General features: G+C 71.2%; 11 protein-coding genes. All 11 read left to right on the top strand.

The features are described from left to right. Positions 1–22: 22 nt before the first annotated feature. The 11 genes from pstC (at position 23) to BJ993_RS20480 (ending at position 17984) form a co-directional block, all read left to right on the top strand. A complete protein-coding gene (gene pstC / locus BJ993_RS20430; RefSeq protein WP_179650887.1) occupies positions 23–1063 on the top strand; it encodes a phosphate ABC transporter permease subunit PstC in 1041 nt (346 codons plus the stop codon). Continuing rightward, on the top strand, positions 1060–2175 hold the full coding sequence (pstA, locus tag BJ993_RS20435) for a phosphate ABC transporter permease PstA (protein ID WP_308645654.1): 1116 nt from the start codon (positions 1060–1062) through the stop codon (positions 2173–2175). The genes pstC and pstA overlap by 4 nt, the downstream gene beginning before the upstream one ends. Further along, positions 2172–3830: a substrate-binding domain-containing protein gene (locus BJ993_RS20440; protein WP_179650889.1), complete on the top strand. Its 1659-nt coding sequence runs from the start codon at positions 2172–2174 to the stop codon at positions 3828–3830. The genes pstA and BJ993_RS20440 overlap by 4 nt, the downstream gene beginning before the upstream one ends. After that, entirely contained in the window at positions 3830–6661 is a 2832-nt protein-coding gene (locus BJ993_RS20445; protein ID WP_179650891.1) for a hypothetical protein, read from the top strand. The genes BJ993_RS20440 and BJ993_RS20445 overlap by 1 nt, the downstream gene beginning before the upstream one ends. Continuing rightward, positions 6658–7569, top strand: a complete 912-nt coding sequence (locus tag BJ993_RS20450) for a sortase (protein WP_179650893.1) — start codon at positions 6658–6660, stop codon at positions 7567–7569. Before BJ993_RS20445 ends, BJ993_RS20450 begins: the two co-directional genes overlap by 4 nt. Positions 7570–7649: 80 nt before the next feature. Continuing rightward, positions 7650–8945, top strand: coding sequence for a substrate-binding domain-containing protein (locus BJ993_RS20455; RefSeq protein WP_179650895.1), 1296 nt, complete (start codon positions 7650–7652; stop codon positions 8943–8945). Positions 8946–8971: 26 nt separating this feature from the next. Next, on the top strand, positions 8972–9586 hold the full coding sequence (locus BJ993_RS20460) for a hypothetical protein (protein WP_179650897.1): 615 nt from the start codon (positions 8972–8974) through the stop codon (positions 9584–9586). Between the two features lie 35 nt (positions 9587–9621). Next, entirely contained in the window at positions 9622–10827 is a 1206-nt protein-coding gene (locus BJ993_RS20465; protein ID WP_179650899.1) for an Ig-like domain-containing protein, read from the top strand. Between the two features lie 77 nt (positions 10828–10904). Then, entirely contained in the window at positions 10905–11762 is an 858-nt protein-coding gene (locus BJ993_RS20470; RefSeq protein WP_179650901.1) for a phosphate ABC transporter ATP-binding protein, read from the top strand. Positions 11763–11965: 203 nt separating this feature from the next. Then, entirely contained in the window at positions 11966–16522 is a 4557-nt protein-coding gene (gltB, locus tag BJ993_RS20475) for a glutamate synthase large subunit (protein WP_179650903.1), read from the top strand. Beyond that, positions 16515–17984 carry a glutamate synthase subunit beta gene (locus BJ993_RS20480; protein ID WP_036542472.1) on the top strand — a complete coding sequence of 490 codons (1470 nt, stop codon included), beginning with the start codon at positions 16515–16517 and terminating at the stop codon, positions 17982–17984. The genes gltB and BJ993_RS20480 overlap by 8 nt, the downstream gene beginning before the upstream one ends. Positions 17985–18014 lie beyond the last annotated feature (30 nt).

Below are 18014 nucleotides of genomic sequence, written 5' to 3' on the forward strand. Positions count from 1 at the left end.
TACGGGTAGGGGTGCCCCCGGTATGTCGCGTGTTGCTGTCCCGACGCCACCTGCGTCGTCCTACGAGGACCCGGGTGAGGACGTCCCACGGCCGATCGCCGTGCGGTACTCCGTGCAGGACCGGGTGTTCCTGCAGGTCGTGCGGGTGCTCGCCTTCACCGTCCTGGTCATCACCTCGGGCATCGGCATCTTCCTGGGGATCCAGTCCGTGCCGACGCTGCAGCACTACGGCCTTTCGTTCTTCACCGAGTACCGCTGGCTGCCCAGCCAGGACATCGTCGGCATCGCCGCGGTCGTGCTCGGCACGATCCAGGTCGCGGTCATCGCGCTGCTCATCGCCTTCCCGCTCTCGCTGCTGACCGCGCTCTACATCACCGACTGGGCCCCGGGCTGGGCCCGGCCGCTGCTCGTGCGTGCGGTGGACCTGATGGCCGCCGTGCCCGGCATCGTGTTCGGCCTGTGGGTGCTGATCGTCGTCCAGCCGCACGCCACGCTGGTGACCCACTGGATCAGCAAGCACTTCGGCTGGATCCCGTTCTTCAAGGTCCGCACCGACGTCGACTACCCGATCTGGAACCAGGCGCCGGGCTACCCGTCGTACGCGGGGTCGGCGGCGATCGCCGCGCTCGCCGTGGCGATGATGATCTACCCGATGGCGACCTCCGTGATGCGCGAGGTCTTCTCGGAGGCGCCGGCAGGCGAGAAGGAGGCGGCGCTCGCGCTGGGTGCCACCCGGTGGGCGATGGTGCGCACGGTGGTCCTGCCGTTCGGCCGCGGTGGGGTCATCGGCGGGACGATGCTGGCACTGGGCCGCGCGCTCGGCGAGACGATCTCCGTGGTGATGGTCATCTCGCAGGCCTTCGAGATCAAGCCGAACGTGCTGGAGTCCGGTACGGCGACCATCTCGGCGCTGATCGCGTCCGGGTTCAAGGAGGCCACGCCGGCGCAGCTCTCGGCCCTGCTGACCGCGGGCTTCCTGCTGTTCGTGATGACGCTCGTGGTCAACAGCCTGGCCGCGGTCGTCGTGGCCCGCTCGCGCGGAGGCGGGGTGACCGAGCTGTGACCGCCGTCGAGACCCGGCCCGAGGCCCGTGCCGAGGACCGCCCGCAGCCGCAGCCCGAGGCGGTGCCCGCTCCCGAGACGCTCCGTCGCGCCGGGCACCGCACCCGGGAGGACACGCTGACCCTGGTCGGCGCGCTGGTCGGCGCGACCGCGACGACCTGGGTCGGCTACACGCAGGTGCTGCCGTTCTCGGGCGCCGTCGGCTTCGCCGTGATCTGGTACGCCGTCTTCGTCGCCTTCTACGCCGGCCTGACGGCGCTCACCCAGCCCCGCCGCATCGTCGTGGACCGCGTCGTCGCGTCGGTCGTGATGGCCGCTCCGGCGCTGGTCGGCCTCGCCCTGCTCAGCACGGTGGTCTCCACGGTGTGGAAGGGCCTGCCGGCCCTGACGCACTGGAACTTCTTCTTCGACGACATGGCCGGGGTGCACGCCGATGCGCCCTTCACGACGGGCGGTATCGCCCATGCGCTGGTCGGCACCGTCATCGAGGTCTGCATCGCCGTGTCCATCGCCATGCCGCTCGGCGTCGCGACGGCGGTCTACATCTCCGAGGTCGGCGGCCGGGGCGCGGTCCTCGTGCGCACCGTCGTGGAGGCGATGACCGCGCTGCCCTCGATCGTGGCGGGCCTGTTCATCTACACCGTCTGGATCGTCAACCTGGGCATGGAGACGAGCGGCCTCGCGGCTTCGCTCGCGCTCGCGGTGATGGCGCTGCCGATCATGGCCCGCGCGAGCGAGGTCGTCCTGCGCGTCGTGCCGAACGGCCTGCGCGAGGCGTCGTACGCCCTCGGCGCCGGGCGCTGGCAGACCGTGTGGAAGGTGGTCCTGCCGACCGCGCGCCCGGGCCTGGCGACCGCGCTCATCCTCGGCGTGGCCCGCGCGGTCGGCGAGACCTCGCCGCTGCTGCTGACCTCCGGCGCCTCGACCTTCTTCAACGCCAACCCGACCCACAACCCGATGAACTCGCTCCCGCTGTTCGTCTACGCCTCGGTGAGCACCGGAAGCCCGGAGATGGAGCAGCGCGCGTACGCCGGCGCGACCGTCCTGCTCGCCGTGGTGCTCTCGCTGTTCCTGCTCGCCCGCCTGGCGGCCAGGGGAAGGAAGAACCGATGATCGCCACGCGCACCCGGATGCGGGTCGTCCGCACCGTCGCGCTCCTGCTCGCCGGCTACCTCGCCGTCGCGGCCGGTCCCGGCGCGGCCAGCGCCGCCGCGCCGTCGTACGCGCTGATCCAGGGCTCCGGCTCCTCGTGGGCGGCCAACGCGGTCAACCAGTGGGTGGCCGACGTCGACGCCAAGGGACTCAAGGTCGTCTACACCGCCAACGGCGCGGCCCAGGGCCGCAAGGACTACGCCAACAAGTCCACGGACTTCGGCGTGACCGACTCGCCCTACCGGGGGAAGGACCCGACGACGGGCGCGACGGACTCCTCGCTCGGCCGTTCGTTCGCCTACCTGCCGGTCGTGGCCGGCGGTACGGCCTTCCCCTACAACATCGAGGTCGGCGGCAAGAAGATCCGCAACCTGCGCCTGTCGGGAGACACCCTGGCGAAGATCTTCACCAACAAGATCAGCAACTGGAACGACCCCGCGATCACCAGCGACAACAACGGCCGGGCGCTGCCGTCGATCCCGATCATCCCCGTGGTGCGCGCCGACGGCGCGGGTGTCACCAACCAGTTCAGCACGTGGATGACCAGCCAGCACGCGGGTCTCTGGAAGGACTGCAACGGCGGCAAGGCAGCCCCGACGGACTACTTCCCGCTCAACTGCGGCGAGGCCCGCGGTCCCCAGCGCGCGCAGACCGGCTCGGACGGCGTCATGAACTTCATCAAGGCCAAGGGCTCGGTCGGCGCCATCGCGATGGAGGAGTACTCCTACCCGCTGATGGCCGGCTACCCGGTCGCGAAACTGCTCAACAAGGCCGGCTACTTCACCCTGCCGACGCAGTACAACGTCGCGGTCGCGCTGACCAAGGCGGAGATCAACGACAACCCGAGCGACCCGAACTACCTGACCCAGAAGCTCGACAAGGTCTACGTCAACCCGGACAAGCGGACCTACCCGCTGTCGTCGTACGTGTACGCGATCATCCCGACCGCCGCCGACGACTCCCGGATGACGACGGCGAAGCGCCAGACGATCGTCGACTTCCTCAAGCACTCGATCTGCGAGGGCCAGTCGGAGATCGGCCCGATCGGCTACTCGCCGCTGCCGATCAACCTGGTCCAGGCGAGCTTCACCCAGGTCAACAAGCTGAAGAAGGCCGACCCCAAGGTGTCCTTCGACGCCTCGATCATCCAGAACGTCAAGAACTGCCACAACCCGACGTTCGTCGCCGGCCACCCCGAGCAGAACCTGCTCGCGAAGATCGCGCCCTTCCCGGCCGACTGTGACCGGCCCGGCAAGGGCCCGTGCGCCGACGGCGTGGGCTCCTACAACGACAACCCGAACGGGACCGGCGGCCCCAAGGGCGGTACGACGGACACCGGCTCCGACACGCCCGGTGCCGCGACGACCGACACCGACGGCGACGGCATCCCCGACGCCCCGGCGGGTGCCGGCGACGTCCCGGTGGCCGGCGGCGGCGCCGACGGCACCGGCGCCGGGACCACGAGCGACGACGTGCAGGTCGTCGCGACCACCCTCGACCCCGACGCGGGGTCCGGCCCGCCGTCGGTCCTGGCCGCGCTCGTGATCGGCCTGTTCGCCGGCGTGCTCATCGTGCCGCCCGTGGTGGCGCAGGTGGTCGGCCGGAGGCGGTCGTGATGGCCGGCCGGGCGACAGGCCGGGTGACAGGCGGGGGCACGGCACGACGCCGGGCCGAGCGGCTCCTCTTCGCGCTCGCGTTCGTGCTCGGCGGCCTGGCGGTCGTGCTCCCCGGCGGACAGGCGCCCGCCGGTGCTGCCGAGGGCGTGACGAAGTCGGTGACCGCCGTCCGGGCCTTCCTCGACGCCGACGGCAAGGAGACGGTCGCCTCCACCAACAAGGTGCGGCTCAACGTCTCGCAGACCACCAACCTGCGCGGACGCCAGGAGATCAAGGTCCGCTGGGAGGGGGCGCACCCGACCGGCGCCGTCGTGCCCGACCCGAACTCGTCCGACGGCCGCAACCAGGAGTACCCCTTCGTCCTCCTGCAGTGCCGCGGCGTCGACACCGACGGTGCCACCCCCAAGGGGCAGGTGAGGCTCTCGCCGGAGACCTGCTGGACCCAGACGGCGCCCGAGCGCTACCTCGCGGCCGCCTCGAGCACGCCGTCGTGGCGCTTCGACGCCTGGGCGAAGGCCGAGGACCGCGAGGCGATCGTCGGCCCGCCCGCCACCCTGCCGAAGGCGTGCTCGTCGGTGTCCCAGCTGACCACCGAGCACTGGCTGCCCTTCAAGGCCGCCGGCGGCACGACCTACTACGGCGGACCGGACCCGGGCGTCGGCTGCATGCCGCTGCCGCCGGAGTCCGACTCGGCCGAGGCCGGCGGCCTGCCGAGCAACACGACCTACGGCATCACCGGCTCCGACGGCAAGGGCTCCGCCGACTTCGCGGTGTGGACCAAGGCGGAGAACGCCTCGCTCGGGTGCTCGGCCAAGGTCGCCTGCGCCCTCGTCGCGGTGCCCGTCGTCGGCGTCAGCTGCGACGCGTTCGGCACCACGCTGCCGGAGGGCACCCAGCTGACGACCAAGGCCGGGGTGCCGCTGACCGACGCCCAGCTGGCGAGCGGCGATGCCACCTGCCGTCGTACCGGCTCGTACGCGGCGGGGGAGCCGGCGTCGAGCCGGACCTCCGACCAGGCCGTGCGCGGCAACCTGTGGTGGACGCCGTCGAACTGGCGCAACCGGATCACGGTCCCGCTCGAGTTCGCGCAGACCGCCGAGGTCTGCCCGGTGGAGTCGGTCGAGAAGCCGCTCGAGCTGATGGGCTCGGTGGTGCTCAACGAGCTGACCGCCTCGTGGCGCCCGAAGTTCTGCACCACCGACTCGCTGTACTCGTTCACCCACGTGCAGCAGGCCGAGTCGCTCGCGCGCAGCCTCGTCCAGTCCGGCGAGATCAAGGGCGCGTTCAGCACCGCTCCACAGCCGGGCGGCTACCAGCGCCCGGTGGCCCAGGCCCCCATCGCCTTCGGCGGGTTCGCCATCGCGTTCTCGATCGACAACGGGGACAAGCGGCGCCGTGAGCAGCTGAACCTCAACGCCCGGCTGGTCGCGAAGCTGCTCAGCGCGTCGTACCCGGCGGTGGCGTTCGTGCGCAACGGGCACGAGGGGCTGGGCGACAACCCGCTCAACATCACCCTCGACCCGGAGTTCCGCGCGCTCAACCCCGGCATCGACGAGCGATCGACGCTGCAGGCGGGCGCGGCGCTGCAGGTGTTCTCGTCGAACTCCGACCTCGTGTGGGCGCTGACCCGCTGGATCGACGCCGACCCCGAGGCGCGTGCCTGGCTCGACGGCACGCCCGACCCCTGGGGGATGAAGGTGAACCCGGCGTACAAGGGCCTCGACCTGCCGGTCGACAACTGGCCGCTGCTCGACGAGTTCGTGGCGCCGCAGTGGTACATCGACGACAACGCCTGCTACCGGAAGAGCCCGACGCCCTACCTGCAGCTGGTCGCGAACCCGCTGTCCGGCCTCGGTGCCGTCGGCCTCAACCTGCAGTTCGCCAGCTCGGCCGCAGCCACCGTCTGCCGCTACGACGGGTACGACGCCACGACGCTGCCGCTGCGCACGGAGGGCCGGCAGGCCGTCGGCTACCGCTTCGTCCTCGGGCTCGTCTCGCTCCCGGCGGCGCGTCGCTACAACCTCCGCACCGCGGCCCTGCAGTCGAGCTCCGAGGTGGCCGCCGGCAAGCGGTTCTCGGACGCCTCCGGGCGGACGTTCGTCGAGCCCGACACCAAGGGCCTCACGGCCGCGGCCGGCCTGCTGGAGGCCGACGACGAGGCGGGCACCTGGGTCGTCGCCGACGACGCGCTCGGCACGGCGAAGGGCAAGGCGGCCTATCCGGGGGCGATGCCGGTGTACGCCGTCTTCCCGACGAGCGGCGAGGACACCGCCACGGCGACCAAGCTGGCGAAGTTCCTCTGCTACGCCGGCGGCGCCGGCCAGACGCCCGGCCAGGCCAACGGTTCGCTGCCCGCGGGCTACCTGCCGCTCACGGCCGACAACGGCTTCGCCACGCAGCAGGCCTACCTGGCCAACGCGGTCAACGCCGTGCGCGCGCAGAAGGGCGCCGTCCCGGCGCTCGAGGTGACGGGGAAGGCGCCCACCCTCGCGAAGGCGTGCGACTTCTCCACCGCCGCTGCGCCGGTCCAGGAGTCACCGCCGAAGGCGGGGGCCGCAGGCGACGTGCCGGCCGCACCGGTCGTGGCCGATGACGCGCCGCCGGCTGAGAAGCCCGCCGCCGCCCCGGCTGCGCCGGTGGTCGAGGCCGAGACCGTGCTCACGGCCGGCGAGCAGTCCTCGCTCGGCCGGGTCGGCCTGCCCACGCTGGTGCTCATGGCGGCGCTGAGCGCGATCGCCGGGTCCGTGCTGCGCTGGCTCGACCTGCTGCAGGGACTGGTCTCCAGCGTCGTCGCCAGCGCCCGCCGGCCCGCACCCCGGAGGCGGGCATGAGCGACCCCACCCGCACCCTGGTCCACGACGGCGAGGTCGACGCCTCGCCGCCGCCCGGGCGCGCCGAGGAGCACATCCGGATCGCGGGAGGCCGCGCGATGCTCGCGCTGTCCCTGCTGCTCGGGTGGTTCCTCCTGTACCTGCTGGTTCTGAGCGACTTCGAGCAGAACCATGCACAGAACGTGCTCTACGGCGAGCTACGCACCCAGCTCGCCGAGGGCACGGCACCGACGGGCGCACCGGTGCGAGCCGGTGCGCCCGTCGCCCTGCTCGACATCCCCTCCCTCGACGTCGACTCGCTGGTCGTCGTGGAGGGCACGCGGTCCCGCCAGCTGCAGGACGGTCCGGGCCACCGCCCGGGCACCGTGCTGCCGGGACAGCAGGGCGTGAGTGTCGTGGCAGGCCGCTCGACGTCGTACGGCAGGCCGTTCGCGGACCTGCCCGACATCGAGCGTGGTGCCGAGGTCGTCGTGACGACCGCCCAGGGACGCTTCGAGTACGTCGTCTCCGGGATCCGGGTCGACGGCGACCCGATGCCCGCGCCCCCGGGGGACGGGGCGAGCCGGCTGATCCTGGTGACCTCCTCCGGCTCGGGCTCGCGCCTGGCGCGGCTCCAACCCTCCCACACCGTGTACGTCGACGCCGAGCTCCGCTCCGGCGCGGCCGCTGCCGGTCCGCGCTCGTCGGCGGACCCGGAGCCGACGCTGCTGGAGCCGCACGTCGACCGGCTCACCCTGGCCGAGCTCGCGCTCGCGCTGCAGGTGCTGCTGGGTGCCCTCGCCGCCTTCGTGTGGGCGTGGAGCCGCTGGTCGCGCAGGGCGGCGTGGATCGCGGGCGCGCCCGCGGTCGTGGCCGCGCTGTGGCTGGTCTCGTCGATCGGAGCCCGCCTCCTGCCTGCCCTCATCTGATCCCGGTCCGCGAGGCCCCGGGTCACCGGGGCCTCGCCCGCTCGTTAAATCGACTGAACCACTAGAGATAGGTAAGTTTCATGATCCGCAGGACGTCTGCTTCCGCAGCGGTGCTCGGCCTGGCGACCGTCGCCGGGCTCGCCTTCACCCTCACCCCCGCCCAGGCCGACCCGGCCCCCCAGCCCGACGACGTCGTGGCGACGGGCTCGGACATCATCCAGAACTCGTTCAACTTCCTCGCCGACGGCTACCACGAGCTGCCCGGCTACAACACGGCCGGCAACCGCTACCGGTTCATCAACTTCGACTCCTCGGGCGACGCCCAGGGCCGCAGCGCCTTCACCGACCCGCGCCTGCTGCCGACGATCACCGGCAACGGCACCGTCGGCGACGCCGACACCAAGTACGTCAAGCAGTCCGACATCAAGCTGCTCAACCCGACGATCGCGCTGCGCGCCGGCCAGGACCTCGTCGTCCGGCCCAGCGGCGGTGGCGGCGGCGGTCGCGACGCGATCATCAACGACGACCAGGGCTGGATCGACGTGGGCCGCAGCCCCGACGCGCTCAACGACACCCACCAGAACCTGATCCAGTCGAAGCAGGGCACCAAGCTCTACCGCGTCCAGATCGCCACCGACCGGCAGCTGATCGCGACGGCCACGACGACGAACGCGCCCGCGACCCTCTCGGCCGAGACGATCCTCAAGATCTACAAGGGCGACATCACCACGTGGGGCCAGGTGCCCGGTTACTCCGGCCCTGCTGCAGGCGAGACGATCATCCCGCTGATCCTGCCGACCGACGCGGGCATGTGGAACACCTTCGTCAAGAACGTCGGCCAGCAGAACCCCGGCGTCTCGGTCACCAGCGACGTGCTGCGCAGCAACCCGAACAAGATCCAGGTCCAGCAGAACGACCCGACCGCGATCACCAACCTGCCGGACGCGCAGCGCAAGAACGCGATCGTGCCGTTCCCGCGCGGGCGCTACCGCACGCTCAACACGGGCTACTACACGCAGACCTTCGACGGTCAGAAGACGAACAACTACAACACCGAGACCGGCCACCGCACCCCTGCGGACGCCAGCGGCATCAAGCTCCTCGACGGTGACAGCACCTCCGACGTGCTGGACAAGACGGCGCCGTACGGCGGCAACTTCGCCTACAACGCGCTGATCCGCGAGTCGGACCTGACGTCCAACGAGCCGTGGCAGCCGGGCAGCACGCTCAACTGGGTCCAGGCGCTGTTCTACAACCCGGACGGCCCGCTGCCCTTCGTGCGCACGCCTGCCGGCCAGGCCCTGCTCGAGGCGGCCGGCGTCACGCCGGACTACCACGTGTTCGGCACCAACAACGCAGAGATCCCGGTCGACTGAGCCCGCCGGGCCAGGAACCAACCGTCATGGGAACCAGGGTGCTCACCATCAGCGGCGCCGGCACGAGGACGCGCCTCGCGCTCGGCCTCGCGGTCGTCGCCGTCGTCGTCGCGAGCGTGCTCGTGTGGCGGCTCGGGTCGACCGAGGAGGCGCCGTACACGGACCCGGCGTCGACGGGCGGACTGACGCTCTGCTCGGCCGACGGCAAGGCCGTCACGGAGGGCCGGACGGGGGACAGGCCGTTCGCGGACCTGGTGCTGGGGGACACCCCGCTGCCCGACGACGCCGACCCGGCCGGTGCGGTGGCGACGCTGTACGCCTACCAGCCGCGGGAGGGCATCGCGCCCGGTGAGTTCAGCGGGTCGCCGATCACGGCCGCGGTCGCGTTCGCCGACCCGTCCCGTCCGGCCACCCGTGTCACGGCCGACGCCTGGTCCCTGGGGGACTTCGTCACGGCCTTCCCGGCGAGCCTCCAGGGCTACGTCCAGCTGCGGCTGGTGCTCGGGACGCCGCAGCTCGGGACGCTCGCCGACGGCTACGACACGGCGGACATCAAGGTCGACGGCGACCGGTGGGAGCTGGTGCGCGGCGGTTCCGCCTCGTGCCGCGACGCCGCGTCCGCCGTCGCCGACGGTTCCTGACCCGACCGGTCGACCACAGACTTCGAGGAGAAGAGATGAAGATCAGCAAGCAGAAGAGGTGGGGTGCCGCCGTCGGGCTCGCGCTCGTCGCCTCCACCGTCGGCGGCCTCGCCGTCGCGGCGCCGGAGTTCTCCGGTGATCCCACCTCGCTCGCCTGGTACACCGGCGACGAGGCGACGATCGACGACCCGGCGCGCACGGCCGTCGGCCTCCAGCTGTACGACGCCAGCGGCGTCGAGGTGACCTCGGGCTCCGTCACCGCGGCGCTCCCGGCGTTCGCTGCGGCGGGCGGCACGGTGCGGGCGAACGACACCCACGCCTCGCTCTTCGTGCACGCCGCCCAGTCGGGCACGGCGGCGGGCGCGTGGCCCGGCGTCCAGGCGACCGGGACCGACCGGTTCACGGGCGAGGGCGCGGTCACCGCACCTGCTCCGCTCGCGGGCCGGCCCTACGTCCACACCGCGGGGGGCTACACCCTCGCCGACGCCGTCGCCGCCTTCGACGGGGCCGGCCAGGGCTCGTTCAGCGGTGTCTACGAGCTCCGGCTGCGCACCAGCTCGGCGACCAAGGGCGTGACCGACAGCTACGCGTCGGCCTACGTCAAGGTGACCGGCGACCAGTGGGCCGTCGTCTCCGGGCCGGAGACGAACACGCCCGCCGTCACCCAGACCGCGGCCACGGCGCCGGGCTCGTCCTACTACGGCAAGGCGTTCACCGTCACGGCCACGGTGACGGGCGCCGGCTCCAGCGGCGGCACGGTCGCGGTCAAGTACGGCAGCACGGTGCTGGCGTCCAAGGCGCTCGACGCCGACGGCGTCATCGCCATCCCGGTGAGCGGCGTCAAGCTGGCTCCGGGCGTGCGCGCGCTGACCATCGCCTACGGCGGGGTGGCCGGCCAGACCGAGCCGAGCCAGGCGACGCGCTCGATCACGATCGTGAAGGCCAAGTCGGCGACGGTCGGCAAGCTGGCCGCGACGACGATCAGCCGGACGTCGTACCCGAAGATCACGGCGCGGGTCACCGCGACCGGGGTCCCGGCCGCGACCTTCACCGGCACGTTCACCGTGTACGACGGCTCGCGGGCCGTCAAGAAGGTCACCCTCACGGCCGCCAACCTCGGCAAGCTCACCATCACCTTGCCGAAGCTGGCCCGCGGGACGCACTACATCTCGGTCGTCTACAGCGGGAACAGCAAGGTCGCGAAGAGCACCAGCCCGAAGTACAAGCTGGTCGTCAGGTAGTCAGCAGGACCCCCGGTCGGGTGCCGGGGGAGCGCAGGCTCCCTCGGCACCCGGCCTCCCACGAAGGAGCAGCGCCGATGTCCGATTCCACCCTGGTGATCCCCGCCGTCCTCGACGAGGTCGCGCCACCCCCGCCCGCGCCGCCGTCGCCGCTGGTGCAGCCCGGCCGGCTGGAGGCCGACGCCGTGTCCGCCTGGTTCGGCCAGCGCAAGGTGCTCGACCGGGTGTCGATCGACATCCCGGCCGGCCAGGTCACCGCGCTGATCGGCCCGTCGGGCTGTGGCAAGTCGACCTTCCTGCGCATCCTCAACCGGATGCACGAGCTGGTGCCCGGCGCGGCGCTGGCGGGGGAGGTGCGCCTCGACGGCGTCGACATCTACGACCCCGAGCGCCGGCTCACCGACGCCCGGCGCGCGATCGGGATGGTCTTCCAGAAGCCCAACCCCTTCCCGGCGATGTCCATCCAGGACAACGTCCTGGCCGGGCTGAGCCTGGTCGGCTCGAAGCTGAGGAAGTCCGAGCGCCAGGACCTGGTCGAGGAGTCCCTCACGCGTGCCGGCCTGTGGGCCGAGGTCCGCGACCGGCTCCGGCAGCCCGGCTCCGCGCTGTCCGGGGGCCAGCAGCAGCGCCTCTGCATCGCCCGCTCGCTGGCCGTGCGGCCGCGGGTGCTGCTGATGGACGAGCCGTGCTCGGCCCTCGACCCGACGTCGACCCGGGTCGTCGAGGAGACGATCCGCGAGATCGGGTCCCAGGTCACGATCGTGATCGTGACCCACAACATGCAGCAGGCGGCCCGCGTCTCGGACCGTTGCGCCTTCTTCCTCGCCGCCCACGGCACGCCCGGGGTGATCGTCGAGCAGGGTCCGACGGACGTGATCTTCGACAACCCGCAGGACTCCCGCACGGCGGACTACGTCAACGGACGGTTCGGCTGAGGGTGGTCGGGGCGTCCGAGGCGTGAACGGAGGGTGCCTCCGCGCAGCGGTGCCATGTCACAAAGTGGTAACCTGAGCGCTCCGCCGCGTGGGCCAGTGCTGTCCCTTGCGCCCCACCTTCTGTGGACCCCCGTCGCGATGGCTTCGATCTTCGCTGCCGGACGGCCCCAGACGTAGCCGACGGGAGAACCTTGGTGCCCTCCATGCACTCGTTCCCACCGCCGCAGGGTCTCTACGACCCGCGCCACGAGAAGGACGCCTGTGGCGTTGCCTTCGTCGCGACGCTGACCGGAGAAGCCAGCCACGACATCGTGGCCAAGGCGCTCACGGCCCTTCGCAACCTTGACCACCGCGGCGCCGCCGGCGCCGAGGCCAACTCCGGCGACGGTGCCGGCATCCTGCTGCAGGTGCCGGACGCGTTCCTTCGCGCCGTCGCGGCCGACAACGGCATCACGCTGCCGGCCGCCGGCACGTACGCCGTCGGCACGGCCTTCGTGCCCGGCGACGACGGGCAGGTCGCCAAGACCCGCGCCCGGATCGAGGAGATCGCCGCCGAGGAGGGCCTCGTCGTCCTCGGCTGGCGCGACGTCCCGGTCAACCCCGGCATCCTCGGCACGATGGCGCTCAGCGTCATGCCGACCTTCACGCAGCTCTTCGTGCAGGCGCCCGGTGGGGCATTGAACGGCATGGACCTCGAGCGCCTCGCGTTCTGCCTGCGCAAGCGGGCCGAGCGGGAGACCGACGTCTACTTCCCGTCGCTCTCGTCGCGCACCCTGGCCTACAAGGGCATGCTGACGACCGACCAGCTCGACAACTTCTTCCCCGACCTGCGCGACGAGCGGATGGCCTCGGCGATCGGTGTCGTGCACTCGCGGTTCTCGACGAACACCTTCCCGAGCTGGCCGCTGTCGCACCCGTTCCGCTTCATCGCGCACAACGGCGAGATCAACACCGTCATGGGCAACCGCAACTGGATGCGGGCCCGTGAGGCGCTGCTCGACTCCGACACCATCCCCGGTGACCTCGAGCGGCTCTTCCCGATCTGCACCCCGGGCGCCTCGGACTCGGCGTCCTTCGACGAGGTCCTCGAGCTCCTCCACATGGGTGGTCGCAGCCTGCCGCACGCGGTGCTGATGATGATCCCGGAGGCGTGGGAGAACCACACCGAGATGGACGCGCAGCGGCGCGACTTCTACCGCTTCCACTCCACGATGATGGAGCCCTGGGACGGACCGGCGTGCGTCGTGTTCACCGACGGCACCCAGATCGGCGCGGTCCTCGACCGCAACGGCCTGCGTCCCTCGCGCTTCTGGGTCACCGACGACGGCCTCGTCGTCCTGGCCTCGGAGGTCGGCGTGCTCGACCTCGACCCCGCGAAGGTGGTCCGCAAGGGCCGCCTGCAGCCGGGCCGCATGTTCCTGGTCGACACCGAGGAGCACCGCATCGTCGAGGACGACGAGATCAAGTCGCAGCTCGCCGCGGAGCACCCCTACGGCGAGTGGCTGCACGCCGGGATGATCCAGCTCGACGACATCGAGGAGCGGGAGCACATCGTGCACACCCACGCCTCGGTCACCCGTCGCCAGCAGATCTTCGGCTACACCGAGGAGGAGCTGCGCGTCATCCTCACGCCGATGGCCAACACCGGTGGCGAGGCGCTCGGCTCGATGGGCACCGACACGCCGATCGCGGCGCTGAGCGACAAGCCGCGGCTGCTGTTCGACTACTTCAGCCAGCTGTTCGCGCAGGTCACCAACCCGCCGCTGGACGCCATCCGCGAGGAGCTCGTCACCTCGCTCTACGGCTCCATCGGCCCGGAGGCCAACCTGCTGCAGCCCACCGCGGCTTCGTGCCGGCAGATCTCGCTGCCGTTCCCGGTCATCTCCAACGACGACCTGGCCAAGATCCGCCACATCAACCGCGAGGGCGACCACCCGGGCTTCATCACCCACGTCTCCCGCGGCCTGTACGACGTCCACGGCGGCGGCGAGGCGATGGCGGCCCGGCTCGACGAGATCTGCCAGGAGGTGTCGGAGGCGATCGCCGGCGGCGCCCGGATCATCGTCCTGTCCGACCGGCACTCCACCGCGGACCTCGCGCCCATCCCGTCGCTGCTGCTGACGGGTGCGGTGCACCACCACCTGGTCCGCGAGAAGACCCGCACCCAGGTCGGCCTCCTCGTCGAGGCCGGTGACGTCCGCGAGGTCCACCACGTGGCGCTGCTGGTCGGCTACGGCGCGGCCGCGGTCAACCCGTACCTCGCCATGGAGACCGTCGAGGACCTCGCGCGCGAGGGCTACTACGTCAAGACCGAGCCCGAGCAGGCCGTCAAGAACCTGATCAAGGGTCTCGGCAAGGGCGTCGTGAAGGTCATGTCCAAGATCGGCGTGAGCACCGTGGCGTCGTACACGGGCGCGCAGATCTTCGAGTGCGTCGGCCTCTCGCAGGCGGTCGTGGACAAGTACTTCACGGGCACCACCTCCAAGCTGGGTGGCGTCGAGCTCGACGTCATCGCGACCGAGGTGGCGGCGCGGCACGCGAAGGCGTACCCGCCGGCCGGCATCGCGCCCGCGCACCGCGAGCTCGAGATCGGTGGCGAGTACCAGTGGCGTCGCGAGGGCGAGCCGCACCTCTTCAACCCGGAGACGGTGTTCCGCCTGCAGCACTCCACCCGGACCGGTCGCTACGACATCTTCAAGCAGTACACCGCTGCGGTCGACGACCAGTCCGAGAAGCTCATGACGCTGCGCGGGCTGTTCAAGTTCAAGGACGCCGGTGCGTTCGGCCGGACCCCGATCTCCATCGACGAGGTCGAGCCGGTCAGCGAGATCGTGAAGCGGTTCTCGACCGGCGCCATGTCCTACGGCTCCATCTCGCGCGAGGCGCACGAGACCCTGGCGATCGCCATGAACCGGCTGGGCGCGAAGTCCAACACCGGTGAGGGCGGCGAGGACGCCGACCGGCTCTACGACCCGGAGCGGCGCTCGTCGATCAAGCAGGTCGCCTCGGGCCGCTTCGGCGTCACGAGCGAGTACCTCACCAACGCCGACGACATCCAGATCAAGATGGCGCAGGGCGCGAAGCCCGGTGAGGGCGGCCAGCTGCCCGGCAACAAGGTGTACCCGTGGGTCGCGAAGACCCGGCACTCCACGCCGGGCGTGGGCCTGATCAGCCCGCCGCCGCACCACGACATCTACTCGATCGAGGACCTGGCGCAGCTGATCCACGACCTCAAGAACGCCAACCCGTCGGCCCGCGTCCACGTGAAGCTGGTCTCCGAGGTCGGCGTCGGCACGGTCGCCGCCGGTGTGTCGAAGGCGCACGCGGACGTCGTCCTCGTCTCCGGCCACGACGGCGGCACGGGCGCGTCCCCGCTCACCTCGCTCAAGCACGCGGGTGGTCCCTGGGAGCTCGGCCTCGCCGAGACCCAGCAGACGCTGCTGCTCAACGGCCTGCGCGACCGGATCGTCGTGCAGACCGACGGCCAGCTCAAGACCGGTCGTGACGTCGTCATCGCGGCGCTGCTCGGTGCCGAGGAGTTCGGCTTCGCGACCGCTCCGCTGGTGGTCTCGGGCTGCATCCTGATGCGGGTCTGCCACCTCGACACCTGCCCCGTGGGCGTCGCGACCCAGAACCCGACCCTGCGCTCGCGGTTCAGCGGCAAGGCCGAGTACGTCGTCAACTTCTTCGAGTTCATCGCCGAGGAGGTCCGCGAGCTGCTGGCGCAGCTGGGCTTCCGGTCGATCGAGGAGGCCGTCGGCCAGGTCGAGGCGCTCGACACGGTCGACGCCGAGCGGCACTGGAAGGCGCAGGGCCTGGATCTCGCGCCGATCCTGCACAAGGTCGAGGTCGCCGAGACGCACTTCCCCGACCAGGACGTCTACAACACCAAGGGCCAGGAGCACGGCCTGGAGAAGTCGCTGGACGTCACCGAGATCCTCCCGCTCGCGGCCGCGGCCATCGAGTCGGGCGAGCCGGTGTGCGCCCAGCTGCAGATCCGCAACGTCAACCGGACCGTCGGCACGATCCTGGGCCACGAGGTCACCAAGAAGTACGGCGGTGCGGGCCTGCCCGACGGCACGATCGACCTGACCTTCGTCGGGTCGGCCGGGCAGTCGCTCGGTGCGTTCGTGCCGAAGGGCATCACGCTGCGGCTCGAGGGCGACGCCAACGACTACGTCGGCAAGGGCCTCTCGGGTGGCCGGATCGCGATCCGTCCGGACCGCAGCGCGACCTTCCGCGCCGACGAGCACATCATCGCGGGCAACACGATCGCCTACGGCGCGACCTCGGGTGAGATCTTCATCCGCGGCGGCGTCGGCGAGCGCTGCTGCGTCCGCAACTCCGGTGCCACCGTCGTCACCGAGGGCGTGGGCGACCACGGCTGCGAGTACATGACCGGCGGCCGGGTCGTCGTCCTCGGCAAGACCGGGCGCAACTTCGCGGCCGGCATGTCGGGCGGCATCGCCTGGGTGCTCGACCTCAAGGACTTCCGGGTCAACGGCGAGCTCGTCGACCTGCGTCCGGTCAGCGAGCAGTACGCCGCGGAGCTGCAGGACATCGTGCGCAAGCACTTCGAGGAGACCGGCTCCGCGGTCGCCGAGGCGCTGCTGGCCGACTGGGAGGCCGCACTGCCGCGGTTCACCGAGGTCATGCCGCGCGACTACGCGAAGGTCCTGGCGGTCCAGGCCGAGGCACGCGCCGAGGGCCTGGACGAAGACCAGACCGCGAACAAGGTGATGGAGGTGCTCCATGGCTGACCCCAAGGGCTTCCTGAAGAACACGCGTGAGGTTGCCACCCGTCGTCCCGTCGAGGAGCGGGTCAACGACTGGAACGAGGTCTACCCGGGCGGGATCGGCCGCGCGCTGCTGCCGATCATCAACGTCCAGGCCAGCCGTTGCATGGACTGCGGCATCCCGTTCTGCCACTCGGGCTGCCCGCTGGGCAACATCATCCCGGAGTGGAACGACCTGGTCTGGCGCGACGACTGGGAGGGCGCGATCGAGCGCCTGCACGCGACGAACAACTTCCCGGAGTTCACCGGTCGCCTCTGTCCGGCGCCCTGCGAGACCGCGTGCGTGCTCGGCATCAACCAGCCGGCCGTGACGATCAAGAACATCGAGGTCTCGATCATCGACAAGGCCTTCGAGTCCGGCTTCGTGCGGCCGCAGCCGCCGGAGTGGCTCTCGGGCAAGACCGTCGCCGTCATCGGCTCCGGTCCGGCCGGCCTCGCCGTCGCCCAGCAGCTCACCCGCGCCGGCCACACCGTGGCCGTCTACGAGCGGGCCGACAAGCCCGGCGGGCTGCTGCGCTACGGCATCCCCGAGTTCAAGATGGAGAAGAAGCACCTCGACAAGCGCCTCGAGCAGATGATGCGCGAGGGCACGGTGTTCCGCTCCGGCGTCACCGTCGGCGAGGGCAAGCTCACCGGCCAGGCGCTCCGGGACCGGTACGACGCCGTGGTGATCGCCACCGGCTCGACCGTCCCGCGCGACCTGCCCGTCCCCGGTCGGGAGCTCAAGGGCATCCACCAGGCGATGGAGTTCCTCCCGCAGGCCAACCGCGTCGCGGTGGGCGAGGAGGTGGAGGGCCAGATCCGGGCCGACGGCAAGCACGTCGTCATCATCGGTGGCGGTGACACCGGCGCCGACTGCCTCGGCACCTCGATCCGCCAGGGTGCGGCCTCGATCACGCAGCTCGAGATCATGCCCCAGCCGACGGAGGACCGTCCGAACGGACAGCCGTGGCCGACGTACCCGATGATCTTCCGGGTCTCCTCGGCGCACGAGGAGGGTGGCGACCGGGTCTACTCGGTCTCGACCCAGGAGTTCCTCGGCGACGAGGACGGCAACGTCCGGGCGCTGCGCCTGGTCGAGGTCTCCTTCGAGGGCGGCAAGCTGGTCGAGCACGAGGGCACGGAGCGGGAGATCCCGGCCGACCTCGTCCTCTTCGCGATGGGCTTCGTGGGCCCGGAGCAGCCCGGCTTCATCGAGCAGCTCGGCGTCGAGCTCGACGAGCGCGGCAACGTCAAGCGCGACAACGACTACGCGACCAGCGTCGAGGGCGTCTTCGTCGCCGGCGACGCGGGTCGTGGCCAGTCGCTCATCGTGTGGGCGATCGCGGAGGGCCGTGCGGCCGCCGCCGGCGTGGACAAGTTCCTCACCGGCAGCACCCAGCTGCCCGCCCCGATCCCGCCGACGGCGCGCCCGCTGGTGGTCTGAGCGACAACTCGTTCGAGACGACGCAAACTT

This window comes from Nocardioides aromaticivorans (assembly GCF_013408525.1).
Taxonomy (GTDB): domain Bacteria; phylum Actinomycetota; class Actinomycetes; order Propionibacteriales; family Nocardioidaceae; genus Nocardioides; species Nocardioides aromaticivorans.

Coding starts and splice junctions, on each gene's coding strand:
- BJ993_RS20470 (WP_179650901.1), top strand. CDS start 10,905: ATGTCCGATTCCACCCTGGTGATCCCCGCCGTCCTCGACGAGGTCGCG.
- BJ993_RS20445 (WP_179650891.1), top strand. CDS start 3,830: ATGGCCGGCCGGGCGACAGGCCGGGTGACAGGCGGGGGCACGGCACGA.
- BJ993_RS20450 (WP_179650893.1), top strand. CDS start 6,658: ATGAGCGACCCCACCCGCACCCTGGTCCACGACGGCGAGGTCGACGCC.
- BJ993_RS20465 (WP_179650899.1), top strand. CDS start 9,622: ATGAAGATCAGCAAGCAGAAGAGGTGGGGTGCCGCCGTCGGGCTCGCG.
- BJ993_RS20440 (WP_179650889.1), top strand. CDS start 2,172: ATGATCGCCACGCGCACCCGGATGCGGGTCGTCCGCACCGTCGCGCTC.
- gltB (WP_179650903.1), top strand. CDS start 11,966: ATGCACTCGTTCCCACCGCCGCAGGGTCTCTACGACCCGCGCCACGAG.
- BJ993_RS20455 (WP_179650895.1), top strand. CDS start 7,650: ATGATCCGCAGGACGTCTGCTTCCGCAGCGGTGCTCGGCCTGGCGACC.
- pstC (WP_179650887.1), top strand. CDS start 23: ATGTCGCGTGTTGCTGTCCCGACGCCACCTGCGTCGTCCTACGAGGAC.
- BJ993_RS20480 (WP_036542472.1), top strand. CDS start 16,515: ATGGCTGACCCCAAGGGCTTCCTGAAGAACACGCGTGAGGTTGCCACC.
- BJ993_RS20460 (WP_179650897.1), top strand. CDS start 8,972: ATGGGAACCAGGGTGCTCACCATCAGCGGCGCCGGCACGAGGACGCGC.